A 17,991-nucleotide genomic window follows, 5' to 3' on the forward strand; every position below is an offset into this window, starting at 1 on the left:
CTACTTCTTCTTCTCGTCTTCGTCGTCGTCAACAACCTCGGCGTCGACAACGTCTTCGTCCTTGTTCTCTTCGGCAGGAGCCTCGTCGGTGCTGGTCTCATCAGCGCCGGCTGCGGCATCCGCCTGGCTGGACTTGTAGATGGCTTCGCCGAGCTTGCCCTGGCTTTCGTTGAGCTTGTCAAACGCGGTCTTCACCGCGTCGTCGTCGTCGCCGGCGAGAGCGGACTTGAGGGCGTCGACATCAGCCTGCACCTCATTCTTCACGTCCTCGGGGAGCTTGTCGACGTTGTCCTTGATCAGCTTCTCGATCGAGTAGGCGAGCTGCTCGGCCGTGTTGCGGGTCTCGGCGACTTCGCGCAGACGCTTGTCTTCTGCGGCGTGCTCTTCACCCTCGCGCACCATGCGCTCGATGTCTTCCTTCGCGAGCGAGGAACCGCCCGTGATGGTCATCGACTGCTCGGTTCCGGTGCCCTTGTCCTTGGCGGACACGTGCACGATGCCGTTGGCGTCGATGTCGAAGGTGACCTCAACCTGCGGAATGCCGCGCGGCGCCGGCGCGATGCCGGTGAGCTCGAAGGTTCCGAGGTTCTTGTTGTCGCGGGTGAACTCACGCTCGCCCTGGAAGACCTGGATCGCAACGGACGGCTGGTTGTCGTCGGCAGTGGTGAAGGTTTCGCTGCGCTTGGTCGGGATGGCCGTGTTGCGCTCGATCAGGCGCGTCATGATGCCGCCCTTGGTTTCGATGCCGAGGCTCAGCGGGGTGACGTCGATGAGCAGAACGTCCTTCCGCTCGCCCTTCAGCACGCCGGCCTGCAGCGCGGCGCCGACGGCGACGACCTCGTCCGGGTTGACACCCTTGTTCGGGTCCTTGCCGCCGGTCTCGCTCTTGACGAGCTCGTAGACGGCGGGCATACGGGTGGAACCACCGACGAGAACGACGTGGGCGATGTCACCGACCTTGACGCCGGCCTCACGAATGACGTCCTGGAAGGGCTTCTTGGTGCGGTCGAGCAGGTCCTCAGTCATCTTCTCGAACTGGGCGCGGGTGAGCGTCTCGTCGAGGTTGGCCGGGCCGTTTTCGGTCAGCGACAGGTAGGGCAGCTGGATACTCGTCGACATGCTCGAGGAGAGTTCCTTCTTGGCCTGCTCAGCGGCTTCTTTGAGACGCTGCTTGGCGATCTTGTCCTTGGACACGTCAACGCCGGTGGTCTCCTTGAAGCGCTTGATCAGGTGATCAACGATGCGCTGGTCCCAGTCGTCGCCGCCGAGGCGGTTGTCGCCGGCGGTCGAGCGCACCTGGATGGTGGAGAAGTCGTCGTCCTTGCCCACCTCGAGCAGCGACACGTCGAAGGTTCCGCCTCCGAGGTCGAAGACCAGGATGAGCTCGTCTTCCTTGCCCTTGTCGAGACCGTAGGCCAGCGCGGCGGCGGTCGGCTCGTTGATGATGCGCAATACGTTGAGTCCGGCAATCTCGCCGGCCTCCTTCGTGGCCTGACGCTCGGCGTCGTTGAAGTACGCGGGCACGGTCACGACGGCGTCGCTGACCTTCTCGCCCAGGTACTGCTCGGCGTCACGCTTGAGTTTGGCGAGGATACGCGCGCTGATCTCCTGCGGGGTGTACTTCTTGTCGTCGATCGCGACGGTCCAGTCGGTGCCCATGTGGCGCTTGACGCTGGAGATGGTGCGGTCGACGTTGGTGACGTTCTGGCGCTTGGCGGTTTCTCCGACGAGAACTTCGCCGTCCTTGGTGAATGCGACCACCGAGGGGGTGGTGCGCAAGCCCTCAGCGTTGGCGATGACGGTGGGTTCTCCACCTTCGAGCACGGACACCACCGAGTTTGTGGTTCCGAGGTCAATACCTACTGCACGAGCCATCTGGGTTGTTCTCCTTCAATCATGTGCGAAACGAACTGCTAAGTAATCTCAAGACTTGAGCCTCGATGACTCAAGTATTCCAGAGCCGTTTCGTCCCTGTCAATTTCTGCGGCTGAAAGTTGAGTGTGAGTGGCTCAACTTTGATTTCAGGCGCCGTCCGAGTCGCTAAAGCCTGATGTTTACCAGCGAGCAGTAGATTGTGCACATGACCGAGACCGTCGCCGCAGACCAGGGAACCACTCCAACGCGCGGTCGGGTGGTCGCCTGGGCATTCTGGGACTGGGGCTCGGCATCGTTCAACGCGGTCGTCACCACCTTCGTCTTCAGTGTTTATCTCACCGGTTCGGCATTCGGCGACGAAGCTGTCGTTTCGGCGCAATTGGGCTGGGCTCTCGCCATCGCCGGACTCCTCGTCGCCGTGCTGGCACCGATCACGGGGCAGCGCTCCGACACCTCGGGCCGGCGCAAATTCTGGCTCGGGGCCAACACCTTCGCCGTCGTCGGCCTCACCACGGCGATGTTCTTCGTTGAGGCCAGTCCCAGCTATCTGTTGCTCGGGCTCGTACTGCTCGCCGCCGGCAACGTGTTCTTCGAGTTCGCCAGCGTCAACTACAACGCGATGCTCGGCCAGGTGTCGACCCCCCGCACCATCGGCAAGGTCAGCGGCTTCGGCTGGGGCATGGGGTATCTGGGCGGTATCGTGCTGCTGCTCATCGTCTACTTCGGGTTCATCGCCCCCGAGGTGGGATTGTTCGGCGTGACGAGCGAGAACGGCCTGGCCGTGCGGGTCACCATGCTGGTGGCCGCCGCCTGGTTCGGGCTCTTCGCGCTGCCGGTCTTGCTCCGGGTCCCGGAATACCGCGCCCCCGCGGCCGAGCGGCGAGTCAAGGTCGGCTTCCTCCAGAGCTACGTCGTGCTCGCCCGCGACGTCAAACGCCTCTGGACCACGAGCCGGCAGACCGTGTACTTTCTGCTGGCGAGCGCTATTTTTCGCGACGGCCTGGCCGGCGTGTTCACCTTCGGCGGCGTGCTGGCGGCATCCGTTTTCGGCTTCTCACCGGGCGACGTCATCATTTTCGCCATCGCCGCCAACGTGGTGGCCGGCATCGCCACCATGGCGGTCGGGGTGCTCGACGACCGCCTGGGGGCGAAGCCGGTGATTGTGACGGCCCTGGTGGGCCTGCTCGTGAGCGGCATGCTGGTCTTCCTGCTGCACGACGGCGGCCAGATCGTGTTCTGGACCGCAGGCCTCGCCCTGTGTCTGTTCGTCGGGCCGGCCCAATCTGCCAGCCGCACCTTTCTCGCCCGGCTCATTCCGGCCGGACGCGAGGGCGAGGTGTTCGGGCTCTACGCCACGACCGGCCGCGCCGTGAGCTTTCTGGCACCCACCGCCTTCGCCGTCTTCGTGTCGATCTTCGGCGCCACCTACTGGGGAATCCTCGGCATCATGCTCGTGCTGCTGCTCGGCCTGCTCCTCCTCCTGCCGGTCAAGGCATCCCAGCAGCAGATCGCCTAGCGCGGGGCTCCGCGCCAGTTCTGGCTGGTGCGATGACCGGTAACGGGCGCGGTGAGCGGATGCCGGCGCGCGCGTCAGGCGTTGAGGCTCCTTGCTAGCATTGCCGTGAGTGTGCGGTTCAGCAATTCATCAGGGCTTTTGCTTCTCGCACGTCACAATCCCGGCATCGCCGCCGGCGCATGGCTCAGCGCTCAACGACAGCTTTCGGAAAGAAGACATTGTGCTCCGTATCGGCATTCTGGGTGCGTCAGGAATCGCCCCCGCAGCTGTCATCCACCCGGCTGCGCGCCGAGAAGACGTCGCCATAGTCGCCGTCGCCTCGCGCCGTGCATCAGCCGCCGCCGCCTACGCAGCAACTCACGGCATAGAACGTTCCTACGACGACTACCGCGCGTTGCTGGCCGACCCCGACATCGACCTGGTCTACAACTCCCTGCCCCCGTCCGAACACGCCGAATGGTCGATCGCAGCCCTCGAAGCCGGAAAAGACGTCTTGTGCGAGAAGCCGTTCGCCATGAACGCGCTCGAGGCCCAGAGGATGCTCCAGGCAGCCGAAACCACCGGCCAGCGACTCATCGAGGCCTTCCACGACCGCTACCACCCGCTCAGCCTCGAAATCGATGCCCTGATCGCCTCGAAGCGATTGGGCGAAATCGTCTCGCTGCGGGCAGATTTCTCCGTCAGCAATGCTTTCGAACCGAGCGGCATCCGTCACGATCCGAAACTCGGCGGTGGGGCGCTGATGGACCTCGGCTGCTATCCGCTGCACTGGGTGCGCGCACTGATGAATGAGGAGCCCGCCGTCGTCAGCGCCGTGGCCGTAACGAATCCGCTCGGCGCTGACATCAGTATCGACACGGAGCTACATTTCCCGTCGGGGACAACCGCGCGAGTCACAGCGAGCATGAACGCCGGCCCGACCGAGATATCGACGCTCGACATCGTGGGCACCCTCGGCACCCTGCACGTGAACAATCTCGTCTTTCCCTCCGCGGGCCACAGCATCAGCGAAACCATCGACGGGGTAACGCGGGTGAGCACCGTGCGCGGCCGCACCACCTACGATCACCAACTCGACGCGATCATCGTGGCCCTAATGAATCACACAGCGCTGCCCACGGAGGGCGCTGACTCGCTGAACAATATGATCGCCATCGATGCCATCTACACCGCGGCCGGACTCGATCGAAGCTTCATCTAGGAAAGCCCGGCAGCTCCGCGCTCAGTTTCTCACTCCAACGGGAACTTCTCCCAAAGGTAGGATCTTTTCATGGCTGTGACCGATGAAGCGATTCTCAAGATCAAGGACATGATCTTGTCGGGTGAAATCAAACCCCGTGACAAGCTTCCCCCGGAGAAGGAGCTGAGCGAGCGGCTGGGGCTCTCGCGGAGTTCCCTGCGGGAAGCCGTCAAGGCGCTTGAGGTGATCCGAGTGCTTGACGTGCGGCGAGGCGACGGCACCTACGTCACGAGCCTCGAGCCACGCCTCCTTCTGGAGGCGATGACATTCATCACCGATCTGCACACGGACTCATCCGTCCTGGAGCTTTTCGCGGTGCGCCGCATCCTGGAGCCGGCCGCAGCGGCACTCGCCGCCGTGCGAATGAGCGCCCAAGAGTTGGCCGAACTGCGTGCGCTCCTGGAACTGGTGAACGAATCGACCGATGTTGAGGGTCTCGTGGCGGCGGACATCCACTTTCACGGCGCCATAGCGGCGGCGGCCGGAAATGCATACCTGGCAAGCCTGATCGACTCGCTGTCAAGCCACACGATTCGAGCCAGAATCTGGCGCGGTCTCACTCAGGAACACTCCGTCGAGCGCACGCTGGCCGAGCACAAGGCGATCGCGGACGCTCTGGAACGCCACGACGCCGACCTGGCGCACGCCCTGACCACCGTTCACATTTCGGGCATCGAACAGTGGCTGCGCGACGCGGTGACCGCCGCCTGACGCGAACTACGCGCGCTGCAAACCGCGCGCGACGGCCGCCTCGAACTCCATGCTCGAACGTTCGCTCACGTCGTGATGCAACACCGCCAGGATGACCGCCGGGGCCGCCGTGAAATACGGCACCCCCACCACCGCGAGCGCCACGATGGCATCCGGCGTGCGCAGGCTCGCTGCCAGCACATCGGTGCCCGACCCGGCCACCAGGGCCGTCATCTCCGCAATTTCGGCGATGCCGTCAAGGCCGCTATCCTGCATGCGTCCGAGGTAGGGCGCGATATAGCGCACGCCTAACGTTGCGGCCATGAGCGCCTGGGCCGGTGAATACACCGCCGTCAGGAGGACCGTCGCACCGGATCGGCTGAGCTCGGCGGCGGCAACGAAGCCATCGCGCGTGGCGGGGACTTTGACGACGGCCTTCGGTCCGAGCGCGAGGATTCCCTCGGCAGCGTGCAAGAGTTGCCCACGGCTCTCCCCCCAGGCTTGGAAGAACACTTCGTGCGCACCCTCGGAGACCCAGCGCGCATAGAGTTCCGGGGCATCCGCAACAGAGCGGTGAGCTCGCTCGAGAATCGTGGGGTTCGTGGTCACGCCATGCACGAGTCCATCGCGAAGCACCTCGCTAACCTCATCGACGCGTGCGCTGTCAACATAAAAGCGACGTTCTCGGCTCATTCGGGAGCTTCCTTTCGATCCGCCGGCTCTGGCCGATACTCGACATTAGCAACGAATCAGCAGGATCTGTCCTGACCTGTCCGGTAATGTAATTACACGTGAGAGCCGCGCCAGCGGTGCGAAAGGAAGCAATGAGCCAGACAGAGTCGTCGGCATCTCAGAACGGTGGAGTCCTGATCGTGGGGAGCATCACGGCCGACCTCACGACCTTTTCCCACCGACTTCCCGCTCGGGGCGAGACCATTCTGGGGGATGATTTCACGCTCGTGCTCGGCGGGAAGGGCGCCAATCAGGCCATCGCCGCTGCTCTCGCGGGAAGTTCGGCGTACATGGTCTCGTGCGTGGGCACCGATCTGTTCTCGCCGCTGCTGACCGAAGGCCTCCAGAACGCCGGGGTGAACACCGACCACGTTCGCCGCGTGGCAGGCCCCAGCGGAATCGCCCATATCCGGGTCGATGATTCCGGAGAGAATGACATTGTCATGGTGCCTCTCGCGAACGCCTCCCTCAGTGAAGCCCAGATCGATGCCGCGTTCAGTGCCCGGGCCGGATCATCCACGGTCCTGCTGACCCAGCTCGAAATTCCGTGGGCGCTCACTCAATATGCAATCCGAAAAGGGCACGCGGCCGGACTCACCGTCATCCTCGACCCGGCTCCCGCAGCCGAGCTTGACGGAGCGATCTGGCCGCTGATCGACATCGTCACCCCCAACGAAACCGAGGCCCGACTGCTGACCGGCATCAATGTGACCGACGCTGATACCGCCGCCGTCGCCGGACGCTGGTTCACCGACCGGGGCGTTCGGTACGCACTGATCACCATGGCAGGATCCGGCGCACTGCTGGTGTCCGCCACCGAGGTCAAACGTTTCGACGCGATTCCCGTCGAGCCGGTCGATACGACGGCTGCCGGGGATGCCTTCGCCGGCTACCTCGGCGCGGCTCTCGCACTCGGCCACGATCTACCAGCCGCCATCGGCCGCGCCATGGCAGCAGGCGCACTCACCGTAACCAAGCGTGGCGCCTCGCCAAGTCTCCCGCTTTGCGTTGACGTCGAGACATTGCTCCGCGAGCGCACCGCTGTTCGCGTCATGGAAGCGTGACCCGATGAACGACAAGGCGCACGCCAATCCGCACCCGGCTGACGCCGAGCCCCACACTCCCCCCGGTATCGATCGACTAGCTGCAACTCCCATGTACCACCAGCTCAAAAGACGAATCATCGACGACATCGCGTACCAAGGGCTGAAAGCAGGAGATATTTTGCCGGGCGAGCACCGGTTATGCGAGCAATTCAAGGTTTCCCGCACGGTCGTGCGGCAGGCGCTAGCCCAACTGGAATACCAGGGGGTGATCGAGCGAGTCAAGGGCAAAGGCACCTTCGTCGCTCGCCAGAAGGTTCCGGAAAGCCTGGTGCACACGCTGACCGGGTTGTACGAAGAAGTCGCCGCCCGCGGGGGACACGTTCGCAGTGAGGTGCGCCGGCAAGAGATCATCGCGGCAGACGACGACGTTGCCGATTCTCTCGGAGTGCCGCCCCAGTCGCCGGTCGTCGTGATCGAACGACTGCGGTTCGTCGACGAAGAACCGTGGTCCTGGACGACGACATACCTACCGCACGACATCGGCTCGCTGGTCGTGCATGAAGATCTTCGGGATCAATCGCTCTATGCCCTGCTGGCCACCCACGGAATGCGCGCGGTGCGCGGTGTTCGGTCCGCTGAAGCAGCATCCGCTGATCGCGCGCAGGCAGCACTGTTGAAGGTCGGAATCGGCAAGGCTTTGCTTGTTCTGCGCAGCATCAGTTACGACGAAAATGAACAGCCAATGGAGTATTTCATTGCCTATCACCGCGGTGATCGCAGTCGATTCGAGTTTCAATTGAGCGCGTCCTCGGCCACTCAGAGCACGGCTGCACTGCGCCATACCGGGATCCTGGCCCAGGACGCCGCTCCTTCAACGAAGGAATACAACCTGTAATTACACGTGACGTGTAATTACAGGTTACGCTAAACCGGCAGCACCGCCGCTGCCGCTGAGCCAGGAGACGACGTGTCTGATTACTCCGAACTGCCCGTTCCGCCCATGAGCATCCGTTTCGACCAGGCTGCCGGCACTCTCACCCCTGCGGGTCCGACTCTCACCCGGCGCATGTCCGACCTCGAAGGGCTGTTCCTCGACCAGGAAGCCTGGAGAACGGCTCTCGACCACGGCGATCCGATCGTCTACTCCGTCGTGTCGAGCCCCGTCCCCGAAATCGACCGCGAACTCCCGCAGTCGATCACGACCATCCAGCCGGGTGTGACCGGCGGTGAATTTTGGATGACCAAGGGCCACCAGCATCCCAACCATCAGGGTGAGATCTACCTCGGCATTTCAGGTCACGGCGGCCTGCTCATGTTCGACGGGACCAGCACGAGGTGGGTGGACATGACCCCGGGCACCATCGGCTACATTCCGCCGGGCTGGGCTCATCGCAGCGTCAATGTCGGCACCGAAGAATATTCGTTCCTCGCCGCCTATCCCGGCGGTGCGGGTCATGACTATGGCTGGGTCCTTGAGCACGGGCTCGGCCAGCGTGTATGCACGGAGAACGACGGCGTTGTCTTTTTGGACTACTTCACGGGCGCCCGGCCGTGATCATCTCCCACGACCTCGGCACCACCGGGAACAAGGCGTCGTTGCACCTCGCCGACGGGCACCTGGTGACCTCGGTCACCGTGAACTACAGCGCCCGCTTTGCCGACAACGGAGTCGCCGAGCAGAACCCCGAGGACTGGTGGAGGGCCGTGGTGGAAGCCACTCGCGGGCTCCTGGCCCGGTCTGGCACTGACCCGGCACAGGTGACCGGCCTGGTGGTGAGCGGCCAGATGATGAGTGCCGTACTGCTGGATGCCGCGTATCAGCCCGTGCGTGCGGCGCTCATTTGGGCCGACACCCGCAGCACGGCCCAAACGGAGCATCTGGAGCGCGTCATCGGTCAGGAGCGCGCGTACGCCCTGCTCGGGCATCGCCTCAATCCCACGTACTCCCTGGAAAAAATCATGTGGGTGCGCGACAACGAGCCCGATACTTTTTCTCGGGTTCGCCATTTCTGTCTCGCCAAAGATTTCGTCGTGCACCACCTCACCGGGCGTCTGGTCACCGACCGGTCCGATGCATCAGCCACCAACGCCTATGACCAGAATCGTGGCGAGTGGTCGGAGGAGATGCTGGAGGCCGCGGGGCTTGACCGGCGTCTTTTCCCCGACATCCTCGACGCCACCGCCGTCGTCGGTACCTTGACCCCCGAGGCGGCGAGCGAGACCGGATTGGCTCCCACGACTCGTGTTGTGCTGGGCGGCGGCGACGGCCCGATCGCGGCGGTCGGCGCCGGCATTGTCGCGCCGGAAGACGGTGCCTACGTGTGCCTGGGCACCTCGTCCTGGATTTCGTTCGCGAGCGCCACGCCCGTGCACGACCCGCTGCAGCGAAACATGACCTTCGACCATGTGGTTCCGGGCCGGTACGTGCCCACGGCGACAATGCAGTCCGGCGGCGGCGCCCTGGCCTGGGTGTCGGAACTCCTCCACCCCGAGCCCTCCAGTCAAGATCTCGCGACCCTCGTCTCGGCGGCATCGACGGCATCCGCTTCGTCGAGCGGGCTCTACTTTTTGCCCTACCTGCTCGGCGAGCGCTCGCCCTACTGGAATCCGGACGCTGCCGGATCCTTCATCGGAATCAACCGTCATCACGGACGCGCCGAAATGACGCGGGCCGTTCTCGAGGGCGTCGCCTTCAACTTGTTCACCTGCCTGCAGGCCTTCCGGGACTCGGGTTCCGCCATCGAGCGCGTCGATGCGATCGGCGGCGGGGCCGCCAGCGACGTCTGGCTTCAGGTCCTCGCGGACGTCTGGGGCATCCCCGTGCGACGTCGCACCATCGTCGAAGAGGCAAACAGCCTCGGCGCCGCGGTCACGGCGGCGGTCGGGCTCGGACTTGTCGATGACTTCGGCGCGGCGCGCGGCCTCTCGGAAGTGTCCGCGGAATTCTCACCTGACCGTGATCGTCACGCCGACTATCTCGACCGCCATGCCGTTTTCGTCGAGGGCTATGAGTCTCTCCAGCCCTGGTTCGCCACCCGGGCGGGACGCTGATGGGCACCGTTCTGGTCACCAGCCGGTCCTTTTCGTCGGGCAGCATCGACGAAGCCGGCCGTCTATCGGACGCCGGCCACACGGTCGTCATCGGCCCGGCCAGCCATGATCTCGTCGTTCTGCGGGGCCTCCTGCAGAACGCCGTCGGGTGGATCGCCGGAACCGGGGTGGTCACCCGGGAACATCTCGACGCGGCGCCACATCTGCGCGTGATCGCCCGTTACGGGGTGGGCATCGAATCCGTCGACGTTGCCGCGGCAGAAGAACGTGGAATCGTCGTCACCAATACGCCCGGCGCCAACAGTGACGCGGTCGCCGACCATGCCGTCGGCCTCATGCTCGCGATCTTGCGCGGCACGACGGCGGGAGACCGCCGCGTTCGAGCCAACGACTGGACTGTGCTCCGCGGGCGAGAGCTCGGCGCCCTGACCATTGGCATCGTCGGATTCGGCCGGATCGGGAAGGGTGTCGCCCGTCGCCTCCGTGGTTTCGGCTCGCGCATCGTCGCGCACGATCCATGGCTGAGCGATGAAGCCATCATCGATCGTGGCGCGACGCCGATCGGAGTCTCCGCCATGGCCGCGGAATGCGATCTGGTCACCCTGCACAGCCCCGGCGGCACGTGCATCGTCACCGACGCCTGGCTTGCCCGCGCCCGGCCGGGGCTCATCGTCGTCAACACGGCGCGTCCGGAACTCGTCGATGAGCCGGCCCTCGCGCAGGCACTTCGTTTGAAGCGAATCGCCGGGTTCGCCGCCGACACGCTCGTGGGAGATACCCGGGGGCTGGTTTCCCCCCTATTGGCGGCCGACCTGCAGGACCGGGTGATCGTCACGCCGCATTTCGGCGCCCAGACTACCCAGGCCGTCGACAGTATGAGTTCGATGGCCGTGAGCAACCTGCTCTCCGTTCTCGCCGGCGATTCCCCCGCCAATCCCGTCTCCACGAAAGCGTGATCATGCAGAATTCTTTGAGCCGACTGCTCAGCATCCGTGTACTGGCCGTTCTGCGCGCCCCCTCTGCCGAGGGAGCCCTGCGGGCAGCGGATGCACTCGTCGCCGGCGGGGTCACCGGGCTGGAGATCACCTACTCCACCCCCGACGCGCCCGCAGTCATCAGAGAGCTGTCCGCCCGGTACGGCGACGCCGTCTACCTGGGCGCGGGTACGGTCACGACCGCCGAAGACGCGCTCCGAGCAGCGGATGCCGGCGCAGCCTTTCTGGTCAGCCCCGGTACCCGGCCAGAGCTCACCGCGGCCATGAAGGCTACCGGGTTGCTCGTGATGACCGGTGCGCTCACGCCGAGTGAGATCATGGCCGCCATGGAATACGGAACCGACGTGGTGAAGATATTTCCTGCTTCACTCGGCGGCCCGGCCTTTCTCCGGTCACTTCGCGGGCCATTCCCCGCCGTGCCGTTCATGCCGACGGGCGGTGTCACTCCGGGCAACATCGGCGCCTGGTTCGATGCCGGAGCGATCGCAGTCGGAGCCGGCAGCGATTTGGTCTCTGCCGCCGATCTCGTGGCCGGACGCTACGACAATATCGAACGCTTGGCCGCACAATTCATGTCGGCCAGCGCCCGCCTGGACTCGGCAAAGGCACGGGCATGAGCGGCTACCTGGGGTTCATCGGGGTGAGCACCGAAAAGTCATCGATCATGAAGATCTTTCCGGCGTGGGCCGATATTCTCGGTCTGCCGACGCGCACCCTGATCGGTCACGACCTGGCGATCGATGCTACGCCTCAGCAATACGTTCACCTCGTAGAGCAGATCAGGGACGATCCGAACCATTTGGGCGCCCTGGTGACCACCCACAAGATGGGTCTGTTTGCGGCAACCCACGACCTGTTCGACGAGCTCGACGAGTTCAGCACCCTCGGAGGTGAGCTGTCGAGCATTTCCAAGAGGAATGGTCGACTCATCGGCCACGCCAAGGACCCCCTGACGGCGGGGCTGGCCGCGCGGGAATTCCTCCCCGACGATCACTTCACCCGCACGGGCGGGCACGTGGTGTGTCTGGGTGCCGGCGGCGCCGGCGGCGCCCTCTCCTGGTACCTGGCCGGGCGCGCCGACCGGCCGGAGCTGATCGTTGTCACCGATACGGATCGGCGTCGACTTGACCATTTGCGCGCGGTGCACCTCCGCCGAGGGATTCCCGCCGAGCTGATCCGTTTTATTCTGGTCGAAAGCCCCGAAACCACGAGGAACGTGCTTACCGACGCCCCCGCGCACAGCCTCATAGTCAATGCCAGCGGGCTCGGGAAGGACCGCCCGGGCAGCCCTGTTCCGGGCGGCACGCGGTTTCCCGAGGCCGCATATGTGTGGGAGTTCAATTACCGCGGCACCTTGGAGTTTCTGGTGCAAGCGCGTGAGCAAGCGGATGCCGCGCAACTTACCGTCGTTGACGGCTGGCGATACTTCATCCACGGCTGGTCGCAGGTCATCGCCGAGGTGTTCAATATCGAGCTCACCGACGACCGAATAAGTGATCTGTCTGCGGCCGCGCTGGCAGCACGATGAACCTCATTCGCAGCGTTCTCGGCGATGTCGATCCGGCCGCACTCGGCCGGGTCAACTATCACGAGCACCTCTTTCAGGTCAGTCCCCTTCTGGTCGGGGAGGAGTTGAACGACGAGGCGGCATCCGGAAGCGAAGCCCGGCTGTTGCGGGCGAGCGGGTTTGATGCCATGGTCGACGCGACCCCCGTCGGGCTCGGCCGGGACCCTGAAGCGGTGGCCCGAATCAGCTCCTCCTCCGGGCTCACCGTGATTGCCGCGACCGGCGCCCACCGCGATGCCCATTACGCGACCGGCCACTGGCTTCGTCAGTTGGATGCCCGAAGTCGCGCCGCCCTGTTCCTGACCGACCTGCAGGTCGGCATGCCGACACGCGACCGTCACCCGAGACGGGCCCTCACCCCGACCGGCGATCCCGTGCGCGCCGGCCTGCTGAAGGCCGGTATCGATTACTGGTCGATCTCGCCGTTCGAACGGGACACGCTTGAGGCCGTCGCCATCGCTCACCGAGCATCCGGGGCACCGATCATGGTGCACCTGGAATACTGCACGGCGGCCCACGAAGTGCTCGATCTGCTGGAGGGTTTCGGCGTGCCACCGCAACGAGTTGTGCTCGCTCACGCTGATCGCGACCCGAACCCGGCCCTGCACCTGGACCTCGTGGCCCGGGGGGCCTGGCTCGGCTATGACGGCATCGCCCGGCCGCGCACGCACAGTGATGCCGAACTACTGACCCTCACCGAGGTCGTCGTGGCGGGCGGAGGAGGGGACCGGCTGCTGATCGGCGGCGACGTGGCCCGCCGGAGCCGCTACGTCTCCTACGGCGGAATGCCGGGCCTGGCGTATCTGGGAAACCGCTACCTTCCCGCGCTGCGCGCCCGGATCGGGGACGAACAGGTCGAGCGGATACTCCGCAGCAACGCCGCACAATTTCTCACCTGGACACCGGTGTGAGCTGAGCAAGTGCCGCGTCTCTTGCTCGCACGAGGCAGGCACTGAACCGTTCAGTAAGGTTGATCCGCTCACATGAAAGGACCCCCATGGCCACGATTTACGACGTCGCCACACTCGCCGGAGTCTCGCCGGCCACAGTGTCCCGCGTCTTCAACGGAATCACGGTGTCGGCCGAACGCAGCGAGCGCGTCCGCGCTGCCGCCGAGCGGCTGTCGTTCGTTCCGAACCGCACCGCCCGGACGCTGCGCATGCAGTCGTCCGAGGTGATCGCGCTGATCATTCCCGACATCGAAAACCCGTTCTTCACGGCGTTGGCACGCGGCGTGGAAGATGTGGCTCAGCAATCCGGCTACTCGGTCGTGCTCTGCAACACCGATGAGGACGCCGTCAAGGAAGCGCGTTATCTCGATGTCGTCGTCTCAGAAAACATGGCGGGCATCATTCTCGCCGCCGCAACTGATCATGTGGATCTGACCAACCTCACCCGGCGCAAACGCCCGGTCGTGGCCGTCGACCGCAGCCTGCCCGGCCTGGATACCGTGACCGTTGACAACGTCGCCGGCGGACGCGACGCAGCTCGGGCCCTGCTGGACCAGGGCTTTCGGCGGATCGGCTGCATCACAGGGCCCCATGGCGGTGGAACCGCCGAGGCCCGCGCCGACGGGTGGCGAGAGGTCGTCGTTGCCCACACCGCGGCGCCCAACGACGTTGACCGGTATCTGCGGCACGCCGATTTTCGCGTGGACGGCGGCTACGCGGCAATGTTGGAGTTGCTGGATCTGCCGGAACCACCCGACGCCGTCTTCGTCGCCAACAATCTCATGGCGGTCGGCGCCCTTCGAGCGCTCATCGAGCGGGATCTCATGACCCCACTGGTCGGTATCGCCAGTTTTGGCGACCTGCCGTTCGCGACGCTCTCGCCCCGTGGCGTGACCGTGATCCCCCTGCCGGCACGCCTGCTCGGCGAAGCCGCGGCTCGGCTGCTAATCGAGCGCCTTCGCGGCGACGATCAACCGCGCCGCACAATCACACTCAGCAATCTCGCCTGATCAGGCCGCTGAGTCGGGTCCGAATTCTTGACCCTGAAATCGATTTCATTTAGGCTGAATGCATGAGCATTGATGCGATTATCGGCGTAGATATCGGCACGTCCAGCAGCAAGGGCGTTCTCGTCACGCTCGACGGGACGGTGCTGCATTCGGCCAGCCGCTCGCATGACCCGTCACGGCCCCGAGACGGCTGGGCCGAGATGGATGCCGACCTGTGGTGGAGCGAATTCGTCGCCATCTCTCGTGAGCTGCTCGATGCTGCCACGGGCGACAACGTTCACATCGTCGCGGTGGGAGTCAGTGGTATGGGACCGTGTGTCCTGGTCACCGACGCGAGCGGAATGCCGCTGCGCCCGGCCATCCTCTATGGGATCGACACCCGCGCGACGCAGCAGATCGCCGACCTCACCCGTACCCTCGGCGACGACGACGCCATCATGGCCCGCACCGGATCAGCCCTGTCGACCCAGGCTGTCGGCCCCAAGCTGGCGTGGCTCGCGGACCACGAACCCGATATCTTTGCACGGTCCCGTCGACTCTTCATGCCGAGCTCCTGGCTGGCCTGGAACCTCACCGGCGCGTACGTACTCGACCACCATTCCGCTAGTCAGTGCACTCCTCTCTACGATGCCGGCGCACATGAATGGTACGAACCATGGGCGCGGCCACTGGCCGGACCGATCGAACTCCCGACCCTCTGCTGGCCCGGCGACATCGCGGGCCACATCACGGATGCCGCGGCCGCCCAATCGGGACTGCCCGCGGGCATCCCCGTGATCGCCGGAACGATCGACGCCTGGTCCGAGGCCGTGAGCGTGGGTGCCCAGCGTCCCGGCGATCTCATGCTCATGTACGGAACCACTATGTTTCTCGTCAACACGGTTCCCGAGCCGGTCACCGCCGTCGGACTGTGGGGCACGGTCGGCGCCTTCCCCGGGACACACAACCTCGCGGGCGGCATGGCGACATCCGGCGCGATCACGGGCTGGCTGCGCGATCTGCTCGGCGCAGGCGACTTTCCCGAGCTGCTAGCGCTGGCCGCGGCATCCGGTCCGGGCGCGCGCGGGTTGCTCATGCTTCCTTACTTCGCGGGGGAACGTACCCCGATTCAAGATCCGAGCGCACGCGGTGTCATCGCGGGACTGACAATTTCCCACACGGCGGGCGATCTGTACCGCGCCGCCCTGGAGGCGACCGCCTTCGGAGTGCGACACAACATCGAAGCCATGCAGCTGGCCGGCGGTTCGATCGAGCGCATCGTGGCCGTCGGCGGCGGTGCGCAGGGCAACCTCTGGACCCAGATCGTCAGTGATGTCACCGGGCTTCCTCAGGTGATCCCGAGCGTACTGATCGGTGCGAGCTTCGGTGCCGCCTTCCTCGCCGCTCTCGCCGTCTCAAAGGCAGATATCGACTCGTGGAACCCGCCGGCCGAGGTGCGACAGCCCGATCCGAGCGTCCGTTCGGACTACGACGAGTTGTACGCGTTGTACCGCGACCTCTACCCGGCCACTCGGGAGATTACCCACTCCCTCGCCGATCGGCAGAGCCGATCGTATTCCCCTTCCCTTTCACCCACCGCGACACAACCCCACACCAGCAATCAGAAAGCGAGTCTTGTATGACCAACTACCTCCTGCCCACACCGCTCACCCGTGCATCGACACCCGAGCGCACGATTTTCACCGTCGCGAGCGGTGACCTGCGTCAGGCCGCAAACCTCAAGTGCTGGCCGACGCAGCAGCAACTCGAATCAGACTTCGGTTCGGCGGTGAATCGGTTCGGTTGGGCCGTTCAGCGAGGACATGCCGCTGACGCTTTGAGCGGTCACGGATTCATCGACAGCCAGCGCATGGGCATCGAGGTTTTCAAGACCATCCCCAGCGACGCCCCGATCGTTGTGGTTGAGGCCGTCTGGCAGTACAGCCACCATGTACTCGCCGGCCTGCGCGCCCACCGGGGGCCGATTCTCGTCGTGGCAAACTGGGCAGGGGATTACCCCGGACTGGTCGGCCTGCTCAATCTCACCGCAAGCCTCACCAAGGCCGGCATCGTTTACTCCTCACTCTGGAGCGAGGACTTCACCGACGAATGGGCCGTGTCACAGCTTCAAACCTGGCTGGAGACCGGACGGATCATTCCCGACGAGAGCCACGTTCGCGATCTTCCCGCGCTTGATTCGGCCATCCCCGAGGTCGCCCTCGGTGTGGCGCTGGCGCAGCAGTTGCAACAGGAACAGGCCATCATCGGCATCTTCGACGAGGGTTGCATGGGCATGTACAACGCCATCATCGATGATGAGTTGCTCAACCAGTTGGGAATCTACAAGGAGCGTCTGTCCCAGAGTGCCCTGTTCGCCGAAATGGCGCTGGTCACCGATGCAGAAGCAGACACGGTGAAGACCTGGCTGGACACCGCCGGGTTTACGTTCCACTTCGGCCAGGACGACGCCACCGAGCTCACTCCCGCCCAGGTGCACAGCCAGTTCAAGATGTACATCGCCGCGCTGCGCATTTCGGATGACTTCGGCCTTGACGCCGTCGGAATCCAATACCAGCAGGGCCTCAAGGACCTCGTCCCCGCGAGCGACCTCGCCGAAGGCCTCCTGAACAACGTCGAACGCCCTCCGGTCTTCTCCCGTGACGGCAAGCGAGAGCTGTACGCCGGAACGGCCCTGCCGCACTTCAACGAAGTGGATGAGGGCGTGGCTGTCGATGCGCTCATCACGAACCGGGTCTGGACCGCGATGGGACTCGATCCCGCGAACACGCTCCACGATGTGCGCTGGGGCGAAGAGTACAACGGTGAGTTCGTTTGGGTCTTCGAGATTTCCGGATCGGTCCCGGCTTCTCACAACGGCGGCTACGACAAGAGCTACAGCATGCGTCAGCCACCGATGTTCTTCCCGCTCGGCGGTGGAACGCTCAGTGGCGTGTCCAAACCGGGCGAAATCGTCTGGTCGCGGGTTTTCATTATGGATGGCGTCCTCCACGTCGACCTCGGTCGGGGCCACGTCGCAGACCTCCCCGCCGCTGAGACCCAGCGCCGGCTGGACGCAACCGACCCGCAGTGGCCGATCATGCACGCCGTGCTCGACGGAGTCACCCGCAACCAGCTGATGGGCCGGCACAAGGCCAACCACGCGCAGGTCGTTTATGCGCCGGATGCCGACACCGCCGACCGCGCGCTGGTCGCCAAGGCAGCCCTGTTTGCAGAGCTCGGTGTTCTTGTACACCTGTGCGGCGACGTCAGCGTATAACGACAGCAGCCAAGCACACATAAAGCAGCCCCCACCCGATCGGATGGGGGCTGCTTTATGTGA

Annotated in this window: 16 protein-coding genes; 14 read left to right on the forward strand and 2 right to left on the reverse strand. The window is 64.7% G+C overall.

Annotated elements, in window-relative coordinates; translation table 11 throughout:
- On the reverse strand, positions 1 to 1,875 hold the full coding sequence (gene dnaK, locus E3T31_RS07040) for a molecular chaperone DnaK (RefSeq protein ID WP_092447963.1): 1,875 nt from the start codon (positions 1,873 to 1,875) through the stop codon (positions 1 to 3).
- A gap of 205 nt (positions 1,876 to 2,080) precedes the next feature.
- Here dnaK and E3T31_RS07045 point away from each other — a divergent pair, with 205 nt between their 5' ends.
- From E3T31_RS07045 to E3T31_RS07055, 3 genes are all read left to right on the forward strand, one after another.
- Positions 2,081 to 3,391 carry an MFS transporter gene (locus E3T31_RS07045; protein WP_134468120.1) on the forward strand — a complete coding sequence of 437 codons (1,311 nt, stop codon included), beginning with the start codon at positions 2,081 to 2,083 and terminating at the stop codon, positions 3,389 to 3,391.
- Positions 3,392 to 3,611: 220 nt separating this feature from the next.
- Positions 3,612 to 4,592 (forward strand): Gfo/Idh/MocA family protein, encoded by a 981-nt coding sequence (locus E3T31_RS07050; RefSeq protein ID WP_134468121.1) that lies wholly within the window; start codon positions 3,612 to 3,614, stop codon positions 4,590 to 4,592.
- A 69-nt stretch (positions 4,593 to 4,661) separates the two neighbouring features.
- A complete protein-coding gene (locus E3T31_RS07055) occupies positions 4,662 to 5,342 on the forward strand; it encodes a FadR/GntR family transcriptional regulator (RefSeq protein ID WP_134468122.1) in 681 nt (226 codons plus the stop codon).
- A 6-nt stretch (positions 5,343 to 5,348) separates the two neighbouring features.
- Here the strand turns inward: E3T31_RS07055 and E3T31_RS07060 are convergent, their stop codons facing one another.
- On the reverse strand, positions 5,349 to 6,014 hold the full coding sequence (locus tag E3T31_RS07060) for a transaldolase family protein (protein ID WP_134468123.1): 666 nt from the start codon (positions 6,012 to 6,014) through the stop codon (positions 5,349 to 5,351).
- Positions 6,015 to 6,145: 131 nt separating this feature from the next.
- Between E3T31_RS07060 and E3T31_RS07065 the strand changes: the two genes are divergently transcribed.
- The 11 genes from E3T31_RS07065 to E3T31_RS07115 all read left to right on the forward strand — a co-directional run bounded on the left by E3T31_RS07065 (position 6,146) and on the right by E3T31_RS07115 (position 17,928).
- Positions 6,146 to 7,117 carry a ribokinase gene (locus E3T31_RS07065; RefSeq protein ID WP_134468124.1) on the forward strand — a complete coding sequence of 324 codons (972 nt, stop codon included), beginning with the start codon at positions 6,146 to 6,148 and terminating at the stop codon, positions 7,115 to 7,117.
- Between the two features lie 4 nt (positions 7,118 to 7,121).
- Positions 7,122 to 7,994, forward strand: coding sequence for a GntR family transcriptional regulator (locus E3T31_RS07070; protein ID WP_134468125.1), 873 nt, complete (start codon positions 7,122 to 7,124; stop codon positions 7,992 to 7,994).
- A 72-nt stretch (positions 7,995 to 8,066) separates the two neighbouring features.
- A complete protein-coding gene (locus E3T31_RS07075) occupies positions 8,067 to 8,654 on the forward strand; it encodes a glucose-6-phosphate isomerase family protein (RefSeq protein ID WP_241977723.1) in 588 nt (195 codons plus the stop codon).
- Complete coding sequence (gene xylB / locus E3T31_RS07080) at positions 8,651 to 10,150, forward strand: xylulokinase (protein WP_134468126.1); 1,500 nt, start codon at positions 8,651 to 8,653, stop codon at positions 10,148 to 10,150. The genes E3T31_RS07075 and xylB overlap by 4 nt, the downstream gene beginning before the upstream one ends.
- Positions 10,150 to 11,106: an NAD(P)-dependent oxidoreductase gene (locus E3T31_RS07085; RefSeq protein ID WP_134468127.1), complete on the forward strand. Its 957-nt coding sequence runs from the start codon at positions 10,150 to 10,152 to the stop codon at positions 11,104 to 11,106. The genes xylB and E3T31_RS07085 overlap by 1 nt, the downstream gene beginning before the upstream one ends.
- Positions 11,107 to 11,108: 2 nt before the next feature.
- Entirely contained in the window at positions 11,109 to 11,762 is a 654-nt protein-coding gene (locus tag E3T31_RS07090) for a bifunctional 4-hydroxy-2-oxoglutarate aldolase/2-dehydro-3-deoxy-phosphogluconate aldolase (protein ID WP_134468128.1), read from the forward strand.
- Positions 11,759 to 12,673, forward strand: a complete 915-nt coding sequence (locus tag E3T31_RS07095; RefSeq protein ID WP_134468129.1) for a shikimate dehydrogenase — start codon at positions 11,759 to 11,761, stop codon at positions 12,671 to 12,673. The genes E3T31_RS07090 and E3T31_RS07095 overlap by 4 nt, the downstream gene beginning before the upstream one ends.
- On the forward strand, positions 12,670 to 13,623 hold the full coding sequence (locus E3T31_RS07100) for a phosphotriesterase (RefSeq protein WP_134468130.1): 954 nt from the start codon (positions 12,670 to 12,672) through the stop codon (positions 13,621 to 13,623). Before E3T31_RS07095 ends, E3T31_RS07100 begins: the two co-directional genes overlap by 4 nt.
- Positions 13,624 to 13,709: 86 nt before the next feature.
- Entirely contained in the window at positions 13,710 to 14,672 is a 963-nt protein-coding gene (locus tag E3T31_RS07105) for a LacI family DNA-binding transcriptional regulator (RefSeq protein WP_134468131.1), read from the forward strand.
- A gap of 62 nt (positions 14,673 to 14,734) precedes the next feature.
- Complete coding sequence (locus E3T31_RS07110; RefSeq protein WP_174844858.1) at positions 14,735 to 16,294, forward strand: FGGY-family carbohydrate kinase; 1,560 nt, start codon at positions 14,735 to 14,737, stop codon at positions 16,292 to 16,294.
- The gene (locus E3T31_RS07115) at positions 16,291 to 17,928 is read left to right on the forward strand and encodes a fucose isomerase (protein WP_134468132.1); all 1,638 of its coding nucleotides are present in this window, start codon (positions 16,291 to 16,293) and stop codon (positions 17,926 to 17,928) included. Before E3T31_RS07110 ends, E3T31_RS07115 begins: the two co-directional genes overlap by 4 nt.
- The last annotated feature ends 63 nt before the right edge of the window (positions 17,929 to 17,991 follow it).

The sequence above is a fragment of the Cryobacterium sp. TMS1-13-1 genome (genome assembly GCF_004403125.1).
GTDB classification, from domain to species: Bacteria; Actinomycetota; Actinomycetes; order Actinomycetales; family Microbacteriaceae; genus Cryobacterium; species Cryobacterium levicorallinum.

What these genes read in the sequence shown, in the direction of transcription:
- E3T31_RS07095 (WP_134468129.1), top strand. Translation starts at nt 11,759, where the DNA reads ATGAGCGGCTACCTGGGGTTCATCGGGGTGAGCACCGAAAAGTCATCG.
- E3T31_RS07085 (WP_134468127.1), top strand. Translation starts at nt 10,150, where the DNA reads ATGGGCACCGTTCTGGTCACCAGCCGGTCCTTTTCGTCGGGCAGCATC.
- dnaK (WP_092447963.1), bottom strand. Translation starts at nt 1,875, where the DNA reads ATGGCTCGTGCAGTAGGTATTGACCTCGGAACCACAAACTCGGTGGTG.
- E3T31_RS07105 (WP_134468131.1), top strand. Translation starts at nt 13,710, where the DNA reads ATGGCCACGATTTACGACGTCGCCACACTCGCCGGAGTCTCGCCGGCC.
- E3T31_RS07070 (WP_134468125.1), top strand. Translation starts at nt 7,122, where the DNA reads ATGAACGACAAGGCGCACGCCAATCCGCACCCGGCTGACGCCGAGCCC.
- E3T31_RS07100 (WP_134468130.1), top strand. Translation starts at nt 12,670, where the DNA reads ATGAACCTCATTCGCAGCGTTCTCGGCGATGTCGATCCGGCCGCACTC.
- E3T31_RS07110 (WP_174844858.1), top strand. Translation starts at nt 14,735, where the DNA reads ATGAGCATTGATGCGATTATCGGCGTAGATATCGGCACGTCCAGCAGC.
- E3T31_RS07055 (WP_134468122.1), top strand. Translation starts at nt 4,662, where the DNA reads ATGGCTGTGACCGATGAAGCGATTCTCAAGATCAAGGACATGATCTTG.
- E3T31_RS07060 (WP_134468123.1), bottom strand. Translation starts at nt 6,014, where the DNA reads ATGAGCCGAGAACGTCGCTTTTATGTTGACAGCGCACGCGTCGATGAG.
- E3T31_RS07090 (WP_134468128.1), top strand. Translation starts at nt 11,109, where the DNA reads ATGCAGAATTCTTTGAGCCGACTGCTCAGCATCCGTGTACTGGCCGTT.
- E3T31_RS07045 (WP_134468120.1), top strand. Translation starts at nt 2,081, where the DNA reads ATGACCGAGACCGTCGCCGCAGACCAGGGAACCACTCCAACGCGCGGT.
- E3T31_RS07115 (WP_134468132.1), top strand. Translation starts at nt 16,291, where the DNA reads ATGACCAACTACCTCCTGCCCACACCGCTCACCCGTGCATCGACACCC.
- E3T31_RS07065 (WP_134468124.1), top strand. Translation starts at nt 6,146, where the DNA reads ATGAGCCAGACAGAGTCGTCGGCATCTCAGAACGGTGGAGTCCTGATC.